Source organism: Streptomyces sp. NPDC006551, from assembly GCF_040611675.1.
Classification (GTDB): Bacteria; Actinomycetota; Actinomycetes; order Streptomycetales; family Streptomycetaceae; genus Streptomyces.
The window spans coordinates 25568-41942 of record NZ_JBEXOT010000021.1 but is presented as its reverse complement, the minus strand read 5'-3'; the positions used below and the strand labels follow the sequence as shown (position 1 = coordinate 41942).

General features: G+C 71.6%; 8 protein-coding genes and 2 pseudogenes. 7 read left to right on the top strand and 3 right to left on the bottom strand.

What is annotated here, in order from left to right; all coding sequences use genetic code 11:
- Positions 1-412: 412 nt before the first annotated feature.
- The 3 genes from ABZY12_RS19920 (at position 413) to ABZY12_RS19910 (ending at position 4115) form a co-directional block, all read left to right on the top strand.
- Positions 413-1081: a response regulator transcription factor gene (locus tag ABZY12_RS19920; protein ID WP_356892020.1), complete on the top strand. Its 669-nt coding sequence runs from the start codon at positions 413-415 to the stop codon at positions 1079-1081.
- A 188-nt stretch (positions 1082-1269) separates the two neighbouring features.
- Entirely contained in the window at positions 1270-1923 is a 654-nt protein-coding gene (locus ABZY12_RS19915; RefSeq protein ID WP_356892018.1) for a DUF4255 domain-containing protein, read from the top strand.
- Positions 1920-4115: an ATP-binding protein gene (locus tag ABZY12_RS19910; RefSeq protein WP_356892016.1), complete on the top strand. Its 2196-nt coding sequence runs from the start codon at positions 1920-1922 to the stop codon at positions 4113-4115. Before ABZY12_RS19915 ends, ABZY12_RS19910 begins: the two co-directional genes overlap by 4 nt.
- Before the next feature lie 69 nt (positions 4116-4184).
- On the opposite strand, the pseudogene ABZY12_RS19905 reads toward ABZY12_RS19910, so the two are convergent.
- Positions 4185-4463 (bottom strand): annotated as a pseudogene (locus ABZY12_RS19905) (RICIN domain-containing protein); the annotation flags it as partial.
- Between ABZY12_RS19905 and nhaA the strand changes: the two are divergent.
- The 3 genes and pseudogenes from nhaA (at position 4455) to ABZY12_RS19890 (ending at position 8229) form a co-directional block, all read left to right on the top strand.
- Positions 4455-5606, top strand: a complete 1152-nt coding sequence (gene nhaA / locus ABZY12_RS19900) for a Na+/H+ antiporter NhaA (RefSeq protein ID WP_356892137.1) — start codon at positions 4455-4457, stop codon at positions 5604-5606. The pseudogene ABZY12_RS19905 and the gene nhaA sit on opposite strands and share 9 nt — an antisense overlap.
- Positions 5607-5738: 132 nt before the next feature.
- A pseudogene (locus tag ABZY12_RS19895) lies at positions 5739-6033 on the top strand (S-adenosylmethionine-dependent methyltransferase); the annotation flags it as partial.
- A gap of 465 nt (positions 6034-6498) precedes the next feature.
- Positions 6499-8229 carry a serine/threonine-protein kinase gene (locus ABZY12_RS19890; protein ID WP_356892014.1) on the top strand — a complete coding sequence of 577 codons (1731 nt, stop codon included), beginning with the start codon at positions 6499-6501 and terminating at the stop codon, positions 8227-8229.
- A 1133-nt stretch (positions 8230-9362) separates the two neighbouring features.
- On the opposite strand, the gene ABZY12_RS19885 is transcribed toward ABZY12_RS19890, so the two are convergent.
- Positions 9363-10505, bottom strand: coding sequence for an extracellular solute-binding protein (locus ABZY12_RS19885; protein WP_356892012.1), 1143 nt, complete (start codon positions 10503-10505; stop codon positions 9363-9365).
- 122 nt (positions 10506-10627) lie between these two features.
- Positions 10628-13294: a SpoIIE family protein phosphatase gene (locus tag ABZY12_RS19880; RefSeq protein ID WP_356892010.1), complete on the bottom strand. Its 2667-nt coding sequence runs from the start codon at positions 13292-13294 to the stop codon at positions 10628-10630.
- 543 nt (positions 13295-13837) lie between these two features.
- Here ABZY12_RS19880 and ABZY12_RS19875 point away from each other — a divergent pair.
- Positions 13838-15901, top strand: a complete 2064-nt coding sequence (locus tag ABZY12_RS19875) for a SpoIIE family protein phosphatase (protein WP_356892008.1) — start codon at positions 13838-13840, stop codon at positions 15899-15901.
- The last annotated feature ends 474 nt before the right edge of the window (positions 15902-16375 follow it).

The window sequence follows — 16375 nt, the reverse complement described above, 5'->3', positions numbered from 1 at the left end:
GCGTGCCGGTCCCGGGACGGGGCCCGCGGGTGGGTTCACCCCGCTGGGATCGACATTCGGTCGACCCTGTTGGGAGCGCTCTCGGGGAGGGGGCGTCGCGCACGATCTCCCCAGCCTTCTCGAGCCGCTGCGGATGGACCGCGCCAAGGCGTCCGACCAGCGGGAACAGCCGCAGGGCGGACCTGGTGACCGACCCAGGCGGCCCCCGGTGCCCGCTCCGGACACGCCGAACGTCTGTTCCGTTTCGGTCATCCCCGCGCCGCCCGACGTGGACGCGGCGTGTTCGACCGCGTGCGGCGCTCGGCGTGATCATACGATTGTGCCGACCATTGAGTGGCACATACATCCGATTCGGTGCCTGTGTGTCGCAGCCCGGCCACGGCGGCGGCGCTCTGACATGGGGGGAAATCACGTGCGTAGTTCCTTACCGGCCACGGCGATCGGCGGCGCGGACCCGGCCCGGCGCATCCCGGTCGTCGTCCACACGGCGGATCCCATATCCCGGGCGGGCGCGGTCAGCCAGCTGCGCCAGCACCCGGTGGTCGAACTCCGAGAAGAGGCCGAGACCCGACCCGGGACCGTGGCGGTCCTGATCGGCGAGACACCGGACGAGCCCATGCTCGCCCAGCTGCGCAGGCTGGTCCGCAGCGAAGGCGCCCGCGCCGTCCTGGTCGTGAGCGCGGTCCGCGAGGCCGAGCTCCTCGACGTCATCGAGTGCGGCGTCGGCGCCGTCGTCTGGCGCCACGAAGCGACCGCGCACCGACTCCTGCAAGCCGTGGTCGCCGCCTCCCGCGGCGACGGCGACCTCCCGGCCGATCTGCTGGGCCGCCTCATGAGCCAGGTCGGCACGCTCCAGCGCTCCGCGGCGGGCCACCCCGGTACCTCCACCTCGGGCCTGGTGGCGCGCGAGGTCGACGTCCTGCGACTGGTCGCCGAAGGGCTGGACACCGGCGAGATCGCGGGCAAGCTCTCCTACTCCGAACGCACCGTCAAGAACGTCATGCACGGGCTGACCACCCGACTCCATCTGCGCAACCGCGCCCACGCCGTCGCCTACGCCCTGCGGGAGGGCTACATCTGACCGCACGGGCAGCCCCGGGGGCAGCCGCCGAGGTCCATGCGGCCCACCGGTCCGCCCCCTCACCTTCCCCGCAGCGCCTGCGGCAGCGGGTACGGCGCGGTGAAGAATCGGCTGTGGATTCGGTCCGAGGATCCGGCCGAAGGCGGCAGCGCGCGGGGCACGTACACGGCAGGGCGGGGAGCACGACGATGATCCATGAGGTGGACGACGTCCTCAAGAGGATGCTCGAGGGCGGCGCACTCGCCGGTTCCGGCATCGACGTCTCCCTGGAGGCCCCCACCCGCGACTGGGCCGCCCGGCGCAACGCCCCCGCCATCAACGCCTACTTGTACGACATCCGGGAGGACGTGGGCCGCCGCCAGCGCGGGACCGTGCCGATCACGGACGAACGCGGCGCGGTCCTCAAACGCCGCCAGCCGCCCCGTTGGTTCCGGCTGTCGTACCTCGTCACCGCCTGGACGAAGCAGCCGCAGGACGAACACCGCCTGCTCTCGGCGGTGTTGGCGACGCTGCTGCCCCGCGAGATCCTGGCACCCGAGGAACTTCCGGGTTCACTCGGCGAGTTGGGGCTTTCCGTGCCTCTGACGGTCGCCGGGATCCAGACCGAGTCCCGATCCCTGGCCGAGATCTGGTCCGCGCTCGGCGGCGAACTCAAGCCGTCCCTGGACGTGGTGGTGACCGCGCCCTTCCCGGCGTTCCCCGAGTACGACGCCGGGCCACCGGTCACCGAAGGCGCCGCGGTCCGGGTACGCGGGATCGACGGCACCCTGGAGGGGTCACCGGAGCGGCTGCACCGGCCGCCGACCTCCGGAACCCACGCCCCGGAGACCCGGCGGCGATGAGGACGTACACCTCCGCGCACCCCGCCGGATCCTCGAACCGCCCCGCACCGGACCCGGCAGCCGCGCTCCTGGCCCGCCTGGCCCGCCTCCGCGAGCGGGTCGCGGCCCTGGTCGACCTTCGAGCCGCCGACGACCCCACCGCGGCGGACCCGCTGCGCGGCCTGTACCTGTCGGAGGAGGCGGTCGGACACGTACTGGACTCCGCTGCGAGGGAAACCGGCGCGGCATCGGCACCGGTGGCCGGTGCGGGCGGATCGGCCACCGACGCCGGGCCCTCCGCAGGCGTGGCCGAAGACCCCTGGCCCGGCGGAGTCGTGCCGGACGGTGACGAGCGCCCTGGCGCCGGTCCCGGGCATCACCGGCTCGGGCGGCCCCCGGCCGTCCACGCAGGCGTCATCGCCGACGCCTCCGACCCGCTGGCGCGGCTCGCGGTGCGGCTCGGGCTCGGGGAGGTGGAGACAGAGCTGTTGCTCGTCGCTCTCGCGCCCGACCTCGACCGGGGTTTCGAGCCGTTGTACGCGTACCTCAACGACGACGTCAGCCGACGACGGGCCACCACCGGGCTCGCGCTCGACCTCTGCGGCATCCCCGCACATCGGCCCGAGGCACGGGCCCGTTTCCATCCGGCGGCGCCGCTGGCCGCGCTCGGTCTGGTCGAGGTCGAGGAGCCCGAACGCCCCTTCCTCAGCCGCCCCTTGCGCGTTCCCGACCGGCTGGTCGCCCATCTCCTCGGCGACGACACCCTGGACGCCGCGCTCACCGGCCGCGTACGCCCGCTCGGGGCGCCCCGTGGACCGTACGACGAGGAGTTCAGCCGCAGGCTCGCCGGCCGGCTGGCCGCCGGACCGCTCACCGTCTATCTCCGCGAGCACCGTGAGGGCGACGGGCTCACCTGGGCCGCGGCGGCGCTCGGCGCGGTGGGACTCGGCGCCCTGCACTTCACCCCCGAAGACACCGCCCCCGGCCCTGGCACCGGCCCCGGCCCCTTCGCCGAGCTGCTGCGCGAGGCCAGACTGCGCGGCCACGCGATCGTCGTGTCACCGCTGCCGGACGATCCCGCGCCGCTGATCCGCGCGCTGGCCACGGAGGACGTACGGGTGCTGTTCGCCGGCACCGGCCCGTACGACCCCCAGTGGTGCGACCGCGACCCGCTGGTCCTCGACGCGCCGAGGCTGCGCGCGGGCGCCGCCGAGGCGTGGGCGGCGGCGCTCGGTGCCGCGGCGACCGGTGCGGGGTTCGACCTGGCGGCCACCGTCGCCCCGTACCGCCTCGGCGGCGACCGCCTCACGCGGGCCGCGCGCGCCGCCCTGGATCTCGCCGCCTTCGACGGCACCCCGCTGACCGCCGCCCATGTGCGGCTGGCCGCCCGCAGGCAGTCCGCGTCCGGACTGGAGCGGCACGCCCGCCGGATCCGGCCGGAGGTCGGCTGGGAGGACCTCGTCCTCCCAGAGCGGCCACGCGCCCAACTACAGGAACTCGCCCTGCGCGCCCGCCACCGCGACCGGGTCCTCGGAGACTGGCGGCTCAGCGCCGGAGGCGGCCGCGGGCGCGGTGTGCTGGGGCTCTTCGCCGGTGAGTCCGGCACGGGCAAGACACTCTCCGCGGAAGTCGTCGCCGCCGAACTCGGTCTCGATCTCTACGTGGTGCAGCTGTCGTCCGTCGTCGACAAGTACGTGGGCGAGACGGAGAAGAACCTGGAACGGATCTTCACGGAGGCCGACCGGACCGACGCCGTACTCCTCTTCGACGAGGCCGACTCCGTCTTCGGCAAGCGCTCCGAGGTCAAGGACGCGCACGACCGCCACGCCAACATGGAGAGTGCCTACCTCCTCCAGCGGCTGGAGTCCTTCGACGGCATCGCCCTGCTCACCACCAACCTGCGGGCCAACATCGACGAGGCGTTCACCCGCCGGCTGGACCTGGTGATCGACTTCCCGTTCCCCGACGCGGAGCAGCGGCTGGCCCTGTGGCGGCACGCCCTCGCGCGCGTGCCCCGCGCCGACGGCACCGATCCCGGGCCGTGCGCCCGCGACTTCGAGCTGGCCGGGGGATCGATCCGCAGCGCCGTCGTCACCGCCGCGTACGCCGCCGCGGGCCGGGGCGGACCGGTCACCACGGCCGACCTGCTGGAGGGCGCCCGCCGCGAGTACCGCAAGGCGGGCCGGCTGGTGCCGGGCGAGGGCGGCTGGTAGCGGGAGAAGCCGGCTGGTGCCGGGCGAGGGCGGCCGGTAGCGGCCCTCGCCACAGCGGCACTTCTACGGCTACTCCACGCGCCACTTCTGGTTCGGGGTCCCCGCGCACGTCCACAGCAGGAGCCTCGTTCCATTGGCGGTGCCATGGTCGTCCGCGTCCACGCACTTGTCCGCCTGCGGGTTCACCAGGTCGCCCTCGCCGCTCAGCACGAACTGCTGGGCCGGGTTGCCGCTGCACCGGGCCAGCTGGATGGGCGCCCCGTCGTCCCGTGAGCCGTTCGCGACATCCATGCACATGCCCAGCGCGCGGACGGTGCCGTCACCCCGGAAGTCCCACTTCTGGTTGGCCCGTGGAGCGCGGCGTACGAGTCCGTACGCGACTTCCACTTCGGCATCCCCGCCCTGGGCCTGGACCTGTCGGTCGCCCACTGGACCGCCGACGGCCTCCTCGCGGTCTTCTTCCTCGTCGCGGGCATCGAGCTGAAGCGCGAGCTCGTGGTCGGTGAACTGCGCACCCCCGCCACGGCAGCCCTGCCCGTGATCGCCGCCCTGTGCGGCATGGCCGTACCGGCGGCCGTCTACACCCTCGTCGCCGCGTCGGGCGGCGGAAGCCTCGACGGCTGGGCCGTCCCGATGGCCACGGACATCGCCTTCGCCCTCGCGGTGATCAGCACCCATCTGCCCGCCGGGCTGCGGGCGTTCCTGCTCACCCTCGCCGTCGTGGACGACCTCGGCGCCATCCTGATCATCGCGATCTTCTTTACGAGCGACCTCAACTTCTGGGCCCTGGGCAGCGCGTTCGCCGGACTCGTCCTCTTCTACGCACTCCAGCGCTTCCGGGTGCGCGGCTGGTGGTGGTACGTACCGCTCGGCGTCACCATCTGGGCGCTGATGTACAACTCCGGTGTCCACGCCACCGTCGCGGGCGTCGCCATGGGCCTCATCCTTCGCACCACCCGCGACAAGGGTGAGGACGCCTCCCCGGGCGCCCGCGTCTCCCACCTCGTCCACCCCTTCTCCGCGGGCGTGGCCGTCCCCCTCTTCGCCCTCTTCGCCGCCGGCGTCGGTATCTCGGGCGCCGCGCTCGCCCACGTCTTCACCGACCCGGAGCCGCTCGGGGTATTCCTCGGTCTGGTCGCGGGCAAGATCCTCGGCATCTTCCTCGGCACCTACCTGGCCGCCCGCTTCACGCGTGCCCAACTCAACCCCGACCTTGCCTGGGCCGACGTCTTCGGCCTCGCCACGCTGGCCGGCATCGGCTTCACCGTCGCCCTCCTCATCGGCGAACTGGCCTTCCCGAACGGTGCCGAGGCCGAGCACGTCAAGGCCGCCGTCCTGATCGGCTCCCTCACCGCCGCCGTCCTCGCCGCTGTACTCCTGCGCCGTCGCAACCGCGTCTACCGGCGCCTGTGGGAAGACGAAGAGCGCGACGAGGACGCGGACGGCATCCCGGACATCTACCAGACGGGGTCGGCGGGCGGCGGCCGGTGACCGGGGGGATGCGGTTACGCGCCCTTGGGTACGGCTGTCGTGGTCGCCGTCCTGGTCATTCGCACCGCCGTACGTGAGACGCGCGAACCGGGGAGCCGTTCTCCCAACTCCAGGTTCTTCAACTTCGGTTTCCCCGAGGACGTCGCCCTCCACGCGCGCAGCCCGCGCTACAACCCGGCGTGGCCGGCCACGGGAACCTTCGTGCACCACAACCACGGGCACCCGGCTCGCCGCGCGACCTCGTTCCCCAGGCTGCTCCGCGTCGACGGACGGGACCTGCACGTCACGACCTCGACGCCGACGACGGCACCCTGGTCGTGGACCTGGTGGCGGTCTTCGACGAGTTCCTGCCGAGGGGACCGTCACCCAGCCCGCCTGGCCCGGCGAGAAGCTGAAGGACTACTGGAGGGACGCCGCCGAGCGCTGACTCGGGGCGTCCTCCAAAGCCGCGGCCGGTGGGTCGGCGGGACGCACCCACACCATCGAGTACCAACGGCGGGTGTCGCGCAAGGTCGTACCGGCCGGTACTCATCACTCGGTGCCCCCTGCATCAGGGTTGGGGCGGCTCCGCCCGGCGGAGCCCCCTGCTCACCGCGGATCAGCGGAAGACGGGCGCCGGCTTCAGTGAGCCGGCTGCGCGGTTCAGCTGTGGGCGTGCACTACCCGCCCGGACCAACGGCGACGCTGTCGGGCGGGAGGCCCGAGGAGACGGCCGCGCCCGGCTTGTGGTGCAGCAAACCCCATGGCGCGCCCCGCGGGTGGAAGACGCAGTCGGCCGAGGCCGGGGGAGTTTCTGCCGATTTCCTGTACGAGGCGCGCGCAGGCGCGGCATGCTCCGGAAGGACGGGGGAGCCGGGGCGATCCCGGCGGGCCAGAACGAGGAGGCGTGGCGGTGCGGGACCAGCTGCTGGGGGGCCGTTACCGGCTCGTAGAGCCGCTCGGCGAAGGCGGTATGGGGCAGGTGTGGGAGGCGCGGGACGAGAAGCTGGACCGGCCCGTGGCGGTCAAGCTCATTTCATTGCTCTCCGGCGGCGGCAGCCACGCCACCGACGCCCGCGCCCGCTTCCTACGCGAGGCGCGGCTCACCGCCCGGCTCCAGCACCCCCATATCGTGACGCTGCACGACGTCGGCGAGGCGGACGTCGAGGGACGGACGACGCCTTTCCTCGTCATGGAACGGCTACGGGGCCAGGGCCTAGACGCCCTGCTGCGCAACGGTGACGTGACCCCAAGGGACGCGGCGCGGTGGGGCTCCCAGGTGGCCGACGCGCTGGCCGAGGCGCACGGGGTCGGTGTCATGCACCGGGACGTCAAGCCCTCGAACATCATGGTCACAAGCTCCGGCAACGCGAAGGTTCTGGACTTCGGCATCGCGCGGGCGGCCGACCCATACGCTACCGCGGACCGGCTGACACAGACTGGTTTCATCATCGGCACCCCGCCGTACATGGCCCCCGAGCAGGCGCGTGGCCGCCCCGAACCCCGCAGTGATCTGTACGCCTTGGGCTGTGTCATCTTCGAACTCCTCACGGGCCGGTTGCCTTTCGAGGCCCCCGATACCATGGGCTATCTCAGCGCCCACCTCACGGACGACCCACCCGCGCCCGGCACCTTCGTGCCGGGTCTGGCGGCCGACTGGGACGCGCTGGTACTGCGGCTACTCGAGAAGGATCCGGGTCGGCGGCACGACAGCGCGGCGGAACTCGCAGCGGAACTGCGGCGACTGGACCGCGCGGCGCCGACTACCTCGACGACCGAGCGGGGTCAGGTCGTCGCGCCGACCATCCGTGTGACGACCCACGGGCCGGATGGTGCCGGCCTCGACGCGCGCCGGACCGCGACCGTCGCCATGGCGGCGGCGCTGACCTGCCTGCCGCCCCTGGTGTACCTGCTCTCCCAGACCGCCACCTACGTCACGGACCGCGGCGCGCCCGTGGGGCTACTCGTCGCGAACCTGCTGCTGGGCCTGGCCGAGTCGGCCGCGCTCGGCGCCGGTGTGGGGCTGCTGCTGCGCCGCAGACTGGCCGGCCGTCGGACGATTGCGGTGGCGGGCGTCGCGACCGCGCTGCACGGGCTGAGCGCCAGCGTCCAGTACCAGGTGGCGCACGGGCCGCAGACCGTCGCCGTGATCGCCCACGTCGTCGGACCGCTGATGGCCGTCGCCGCGGCGACGGCGGTAGTCGCGGCCCTTCGCCCCTCCACGGTCCGGTGGTGCCGCGACCCGCAGGTGGTCCCGGAGCCGGTCGTTCGGGCCGGGACCGTCGCACTCGCCCTGCTGACCCTGCTTGGTGCGCCCGTCGTCCCTGTCTCCGCCGGTCAGGCCGTCGAGGCGGGCGGGACGACGTATGAGGCGGGGATGCTCCAGACGGTGCTCTTCCTGCTCCTTGCGGCGGTGCTCGCCATCGGCGTGGTTCTGGTCCTCGTCCGGAATCCGGTGGGCCGTATGCCCGTTGCCGCGGGCGGGCTCGGCTTCGCCCTTGTGGCCTTGAACGGTCTGCTGCACGCAAACGTCCTAGGCTTCGCGTTCCGCATCCTGCTCTTCCTCCTGGCGGTCGCGGCCGTCGTCACCACGGTCCGCGCCGCACTTCCGCCCGGCCCCGCCCGCCGTAGGCCGTCCACGTAGCGCCAGCGACGCCGAACCCGTTCCGTTACCGGCAGCCACCAAGAAGGCGGGCATCATGAGAATCGCCGGTTCGGCCAACCGGCGATCCGCCGCTGTGTTGCCGCGCCGCTTCGGCCCTCACATTCCTTGTTGCGCCACGGGGCCTGCTCCTTCGGTTCGGAATATAGGAGTCTGGGCTGGCCGAATTGGTTCGGAATATAGGGGTCTGGGCTGGCCGACCGTGGCGGTGTGCAGCCGGCCCCCGGTCGACCGCTCTAGCCCCTGATCGCCGCCCAGACCGCCAGAGTGACGGTGATCACGGACACCCTTCGGAGCGTGCTGCGTAGGCTTGTGCAGTCGCCGCGGTGGGACATGCGACTCGTTGTACAGTAGAAAAACCGCCCTTGACCTGCAAAAACGCAGGCAGGGAGCCTATGTTCAGGAGTACCTCGATGATGCGGACCATGTTCAAGTCCAAGATCTAGCATCTGGGCGTTTGCGCAGGTCAACGCCGTACTGCCCGGGGCGAGGTCAGCAAGTGGTCAGCATCGGTCCCGGCCGGGTCTCTGGCGTGTGTAAAGGGATCCCCGCGGGTGCATCCGCCACCCGGGGCGTGACGCAGGGGAACAATCCCCGTCCCTCGGCGGAGAGCAGTCGCATGACCGCTGGAAGGAGCGCATCGCCGGTAGTACCTGGAGGTGAATGGAGCCCTGCCGCGGTGCTGACCACTGGGAACTACGTTGTGTCAGGTGACGTGTCGGTCGACGGGGGCATCCCACTCAACATGGATCGGCCGGGCGCGGCGGCTTGCATGAACGCTCCGGCTGCCGAAGCGATGCTTCTGCAGGGGGACGGCCTCCTGCAGGCCGGTCCGCGGTCGCCTTTCCGGAACCGGGCCCGTGCGGTGCTCCGTTCTCCGATGAGGAGCGCTCGCTCTATGTCCTCGCGGACCTGGGGGCGCGGCCGAGCGCTGAGTCGACACCGGACGCCCTTCACCCCTGTGAGGCGGTCAGGCGCCGTCTCGCCGAGCTCCGCGATCTGATCGTCAAACGGTGAGCACGGCCTGTAGTTGGGCCGGCCAGCGGCCGCGAGTGCCGTGGCCACCGGTGTGAGGCCCGGACGGGCGGGTCACGCCTGGCCAGGAGCCCCCGCCCTCAGCTCGAGACGGCCTCGGCCCAGCCGCGGTTGACGGTCTCTCTTGCCTTCTCCGTCTGCGCCTCCGTCGGAAACGTCGGCGTGCCCTCGACCGTCGGCAGTTTCTCGGCGGCGGCCTTGTCGAGGGTGCCGTCCTTCTCCATGGCGTCCATGAGGACGGGGCGTGCATAGGCGCCGAGCCGGATGTTCTGGCCCTCCGGGCTGAAGACGTACTCCTGCCACAGACGTGCCGCCGCGGGGTGCGGGGCGTCCTTGTTCACCCCGTCCGCGTAGTACTCGGCGAAGCTTCCGTCGAAGGGGATGGCGGTCCGCCAGTCGACGTCCGTGCCCTTCTCGCGGAATTCGTCGGCGTATCCGAGGTTGAGGAAGTCCCAGTCGATGCTGATCGGGGTCTGGCCCTTCGCGATCGTGGCCGGGGTGGATGCGACCGGGTTGAGGTTGCCGTTCTCGCTGAGCTCGGCGAAGAAGTCGATGCCGGGCTGGATGTCGTCGAAGGAACCCCCGTTCGCCAGGGCCGCCGCGTACACCCCGGCGAAGGCGGAGCCGGACTTGGTGGGGTCGCCGTTGAGCGCGACCTTGCCCTTGTACTCGGGCTTGCGCAGGTCGGCGAAGGTCGCGGGGCAGGTCTTGACGCGCTTGGCGTCACAGCCGATCGAGATGTAACCGCCGTAGTTGTTGTACCAGCGGGCCCGGTCGTCCTTCTGTTCCTTGGGGATCTCGTCGTACGCGGCGACCTTGTACGGAGCGAGCAGGCCCTGCCGTGCCGCGGACTGCGCGAACGAGCCCCCCACGTCGATCACATCGGGGGCGCGGCCTTCGCCCCTGTGCTCCTTCAGGGCGTTGATCTCGTCCTGGCTGGTACCTTCCGGGTTCTCCACGATGACCTTGATCCCGTACTTCTTCTCGAAGCCGTCGATCAGTGCGCCGTAGTTGGCCCAGTCGCTCGGGAGCGCGATCGTGTTGAGCGAGCCCTCGTTCTTCGCCGCTGTGGTCAGTGCTGCCATGCCGCCGGCGTCCGCGGCGGAGGTGGCCACCGCGGGTGCACTGGGCGCGGTGGTGGGCTTGTCTCCGCAGGCGCCGAGGGGCGCCGCGAGGACCAGGCAGGCGGCGACGAAGGCTGTCCGGAGACGAGGTGCGGGCACAAAGGCTCCATAACGGGCGGTCGCGTACTGATCGAGGCCAGCGTACGTTCGGCGGCCTCGGCAGCGCAGTCCCAGACGGCGGTGTCCGCTGTCTTCCCTGCGGCTGCCGTACCGGCGCGTTCTCAGAACCCCTCGTCGTCCCACCCGGCCAGGAGCGCCTCCCCGAGATCCATCGCGGGCGGTACGGCCCCGTCGTGGAGGGCCTGCTCGCTCCAGATGATCTTGCCGCGGGCGGTGTAGCGGGTGCCCCAGCGCTCGGCGAACTGCGCGACGAGGAACAGGCCGCGACCGCCCTCGTCGGTGGCCTCGGCCCGGCGCAGGTGCGGGGAGGTGCTGGACCCGTCGAAGACCTCGCAGATCAGGCTGCGGTCGTACAGCAGCCTCACCCGGATGGGCTCGGTGCCGTAGCGGATGGCGTTGGTTATCAGCTCGCTGAGGATGAGTTCCGTGGTAAAGGCGATGTCCTCCAGGCCCCAGTCCGCCAGTCGGCGGGCGCAGGCGTTGCGCACCGGGGACACCGCCGCGGGGTCGGGGGGTACGTCCCACTCGGCGATTCGCACGGGGTCCAGTCGGCGGGTGCGCGCCACCAGCAGCGCGACGTCGTCGCTGGGCCTGGTGGGCAGCATCGAGTCGATCACCACGGTGCAGGTGGCCTCCGGGGTGCGGGCGGGCCCGGCCAGAGCGGCGCGTAGCGCTGCCAGGCCCGCGTCCGGATCGCGGTCGCGGCTCTCGATCAGCCCGTCGGTGAAGAGTGCCAGCAGGGAGCCTTCGGGCAGGGTGACCGTCATGGTCTCCATGGGCAGGCCCTCGCCCAGGCCCAGCGGCGGGGAGACCGGCACCTCGGGGAAGGACACGGTTCCGTCGGGGCGGACCAGAGCGGGGCCCGGATGCCCGGCGGTGGCGGCCGTCACCTGCCCCGAGACGGGATCGTAGATGGCGCACAGGCAAGTGGCTCCGGTGATCCCCTGCCACTCCTGCTCGTCGGTGTCGATGTGGGCGACCAGCTCGTCCAGGTGGCTCAGGAGTTCGTCCGGGGGCAGGTCCAGGGTGGAGAAGTTGTACACGGCGGTGCGCAGGCGGCCCATGGTGGCTGCTGCGTGGAGACCGTGGCCGACGACGTCGCCGACCACCAGGGCCACTCGGGCGCCGGGCAGCGGGATGACATCGAACCAGTCACCGCCCACACCGGCCTGGGCGGCCAGATAGCGGTGCGCGACCTCGACGGCGGACTGCTCCGGTACGCCCCGGGGCAACAGGCTGCGCTGCAGGGTGACGGCCATGGTGTGCTCGCGGGTGTAACGGCGGGCATTGTCGACGGACAGCGCCGCCCGGGCGGTCAGCTCCTCGGCGAAGGACACGTCCTCCTCGTCGAACGGCGGGGAGTCCTGCCCCCGCCAGTAGCCGGCCATCCCCAGCACCACGCCCCGGGCCCGCAGGGGCACGGCGATCAGGGAGTGGATGCCGCGGTCCAGGATCTGCAGGGCGTTGGCCGGGTCCTGGGTCCGCCAGCGATGGGTGGCGCGCAGGTCCGCCTCCAGGACCGCACGGCCGTCGGCCAGCCCAGCCGCCATGGGGCCGGTGGGAACGAACCGGATCAGCTCGCCGACAGGGTAGAGCGGGTGGTCGCCCTGAAGGCCGACGGCGGCAGTGCGGCGCATCTCGGTGCTCGCTTCGGTCGGCTCCTCGCCGCGCAGCACCGGGTCCAGCAGGTCGACCGTGACCACGTCGGCGAACCGTGGGACCGCCACCTCCGCCAGTTCCTCCGCGGTGCGCTCGACGTTCAGCGTCGTTCCCACCCGCAACCCCGCGTCGTAGAGCAGCTTCAGCCGCTCGCGGGCCACCTCGGCCCTGCCGGAGAGTGCCCGCAGCTCGGTGGTGTCCCGCAGCGTGACGACGGTCCCGGCCTGCCCGTAGGGGGCGGTGGGACGGATGTTCACCGACAGCAGCCGATCGGCCGCCATGTGCAGCTCGTCGGTCGCGGAACGGCCCGATGCGATCGGCTCGGCGATCCCCTCTTCCAGACCAAGGTCCGTGACGGGGAGCCCTTCCGCGTCCACCGGCAGGTCCAGCAGCCGCCGCGCCTCGTCATTGGCCAGCAGCAGCCGTCCGCCGCCGCCGACGATCAGCACGCCCTCTCGCACCGCGTGCAGCACCGCGTCGTGGTGCTCGTACATCCTCGTCATCTCGGCCGGTCCCAGGCCATGCGTCCGGCGCAGCAGCCGACGGCTCACCAGAGCGGTTCCGCCCGCGGACAGGGCGAGCACCGCGGCTGCACTGCCGAGGACGACCGGCAGCTGCCGGTTCACCATGCTCTGCACGTTCTGCACCGTGACCGGGGAGGAGACGATGGCGATGACGCGGCCGTCGGAGTCCTTGACGGGGACCACCGAGACCACGGACTGCCCCAAGGACCCTTCGAAGGTCTCGGTGAAGGATTGGCCGGCCACCGCCTTGGAGAAGGGGCCGACGACGTGCTTCCCGATCTGCCGTGGGTCGCTGTGGGCGAGGGTGACCCCGGAGAGTGTGTACACGTTGATGCCGTCGACCCCGGCGATCTTCCGGGCCGCCTCGGCGCTCGGCTGTAGCACTGCGCTCGGACGGGGGCTGCGCAGGGCCGCGACGATTCCCGGAGATTCCGCGAACGTTCCGGCGGCGGCGAGCGTACGGTGCCGGGCGTCCACCATGCCGGCGCTCCGGGCTTGCACCACGAGCGCCACCACCGCGGCGGCGACGAGCAGCACCACGACGGCCAGCTGCAGGAGGAACACCTCGCCGGCCACGCTGCGCACGCTCAGAAGGGAGGACAGACGCTGCGGCCGCCGCGCCTCTCCCTTGCGGGGCTGGGCGTGCTCCTGACGCTCCTGGTGGCTTCCTGAGCGGGGACGCCGAGAGGGAGAGGAAGAGCTCGTGGTTGAGCCGAGCAGCCGACGTCGGACGCGTCCAAGTAGGTGGCCCATACTCCATCTTCTAACCTCTATGGGCCGTCGGCAGCGGGGAGCGACGGTCGCCGAGCCGGCGATCCGCGCCCTTCCGCGGAGCGAGGGTGTGGCGCGGCGCGTGGGGGCGCGGGCGTGATCCGGGCCGCCGCCGCGCCGATGGGGATCCCACGCCCACACGCCGTGCAAGAAGTCATGCTGGTGCAGAAAAATGGAAGGGTGGACGGGACGAGTTCAACGACGTGCCGGCCGCCGTTACCGCCCTGCTGCGCTGAGCCGGCCACCGGCGGCCGGGGCGTTTCCCGTGGCTCAATCCTCGCCACGGCGCACTTCGCGCCGCGGAATGCCCATGGTGTCCGGATAATGGATGGAACGGCGAGTGGAAGGGGACATCTCGTGCCATCGGTTCGGCCGGGGGGCGAGGAGACCCACGGCCCGTTCTGGTCCGAGCCGGGGACGCTGCTGGAGCACGTGCCCGTGGCCGTCTTCGGCCTCGATGACGGGGACCTCGTCTGTTACTGGGGGCCCGGCGCGCGGGACCTCTTCGGATATGACGCCACCGCCGTCCTGTCGATGCCCGGCGCCGTTCTCTTCGCCGACGGGCCCCGGGGCGCCCCCGATCCGTGCGCCCGGCTGACCGAGCGCGGCCGGACCCAGGGTTACTGGAGGGGGCGGCTGCCGGCCCGGCATCGTGACAGCACCGTCTTCGACTGCGGCTTCCGGGCCTTCTCCGTGACCGGATCCGGCGGACCTTCGGTGGTGATGGTCCTGGCGAGCCGTAGTGACGAGCTCGATCGGGTCAAGACCAACCTCGCCTTCCTCGACGCCCTCTTCGAGACTTGCCCCATCGGTCTGGTCATGCTCGACCAGGACCTCCGGTACGTCCATCTCAACCAGGCGCTCGCCGACATGGACGGTCTGCCGATCGAGGCCCACCTCGGGCGGCGCATGGACGAAATCATGATCATGTCCGACGATGGTGAATACCAGCGCATGCTCCGCGGCGTCGCCCTGGGCGGAGCACCGGTCGTGGGGACCCTGGTGGGCATGCGTCCGCGGGGGCATCCGGACCGTGACCAGGTGCGGTCGGTGAGTTTCTTCCCCCTGAGCCAGGCGGTCGGCTCGCGCCCCGGAGTGGGCGGGCTGATGCTGGACGTGACCGACCGGGAACAGGCCATCCTGGAAGCCACCGCCAGCCGTCGACGGCTGGCTCTGCTGGACGGGGCCTCCACTCGCATCGGGACAACCCTGGACGTGAACGTCACCGCCCAGGAGCTGGTCGACGCTGCAATGCCCGACTTCTGCGACGGCGCCGTGGTCGAAGTCGTGGAGTGGATGGACGAGGCAGAGGTCTTTGACCCGGCGCGACCGCTGTTCACCCGCAGAATCGCCTCCGGGACGATCCTGCCCCCTCCGGCCACCGAACTCGTGAGTGGGGTGGAGACGGTGCGGTATCCGCCCGGCTCCGTCATCCACGACATGCTGAGGACCGGTCGCGCCATCTCCGCCGTGGTGAACGAGGAGTTCCTGGCCCGGACCGTCCTCATCGAGTCACGCGCACGGCTCTTCGCCGAGAGTGGGTTGGCCTGCGTCCTCGTTGCCCCGCTCATCGCCAGGGGTACGGTCCAGGGAATCGCCATGTTCGGCCGGTCCATGGGCCGGCCGGCCTTCACCCGGGACGATGTCAGCCTGGCCAGTGAGCTCGCCTCACGGGCTGCGATCTGCCTGGACAACGCCCGTCTGTACAGCCGCGTCCAGGACATCGCCCTCACTCTGCAGCGGGCGTTGTTGCCCAGCGCGTTGGCGACCAGCCCGTACGTGGACGTGGCCCACCGGTACGTACCCGGTAGTCGGATCACCGAGGTCGGCGGCGACTGGTACGACGTGATCAGCCTGCCCGACGGCCGAGTCGTTCTCGTGGTGGGCGACGTGATGGGGCACGGTGTGTCGGCCGCCGCCGCCATGGGCCGCCTTCGTATCACCACCAAGGCTCTGGCCAGGCACGACAGCGAGCCCGACGACCTCCTCACCGAGCTCGACGCATGCGCCCAGGAGGCCGGCATCGAGCTGGCGACGTGCCTGTACATCGTCTACGACCCGAAGAGCGGAGTAGCCCGCATCGCCAGCGCCGGCCACCCCCCGCCCCTGGTACTCCGGCCGGACGGCACAGTGGAGACCATCGACGACGTCCTGGGAGTCCCTCTCGGCGTCGGCGGCTGTCCTTTCCGGACGATCGAGATCGAACTCCCCGGGAACGCGAGTCTCGCCCTGTATACCGACGGCCTCATCGAGACGCGAGGCGCGGACCTCGAGGTCGGTCTGAAGGCATTGCGCGCCGAACTGGGCAGGACCTCAGGCCCGTTGGAAGCAATGGCGGACCGCATCCTTGCGAGCCTGCTGCCCGCCCCGCCGGCCGACGACGCGGTTCTGGTCCTCGCCCGCGTCCGCCGCGCCCATTGAGGAGGCGTCGAGTCCGGTGTGTCTCGGCAGCCGCTTCATCGCTCGTGTGCAGCTCCGTTCAGGACGGCGAGCCTGGCTCGTCCCCAGCTCGACACCCTTGTGCGCGTCGACCAGCACCGAGCCGCCCTACCGGCCCTTCCGGGGCTGGTCGGCGGCCTTCACCGGCCCACCCCTGGGCCTCGATCGTGCGGCCCGCCGCCTCCAGCTCCCTGGCGATCAAGAGGTGGGTGTGGCCGTTCGGGGTGAGGTCCGCCGCGTGGATCGCGACCAGCGCGTCCACGCTGCCGCCGTCAGCCTTCAGGAGACGTCCATTGAGGAAATTCTCCGCCCACCTCTTGGGGCTGGCCCGCCAGGCGGCCACCACCAAGTCGCGCGCCCGGGCCATGCCCGGCTCACGAACAGGTCCGTGTCCGTGGCGTCGTTGGCGTCGTCCAGCAGGTGGCAACCGGTCAGCGTGAGTTCTGCAACACCTGG

Coding starts and splice junctions, on each gene's coding strand:
- ABZY12_RS19915 (WP_356892018.1), top strand. CDS start 1,270: ATGATCCATGAGGTGGACGACGTCCTCAAGAGGATGCTCGAGGGCGGC.
- ABZY12_RS19910 (WP_356892016.1), top strand. CDS start 1,920: ATGAGGACGTACACCTCCGCGCACCCCGCCGGATCCTCGAACCGCCCC.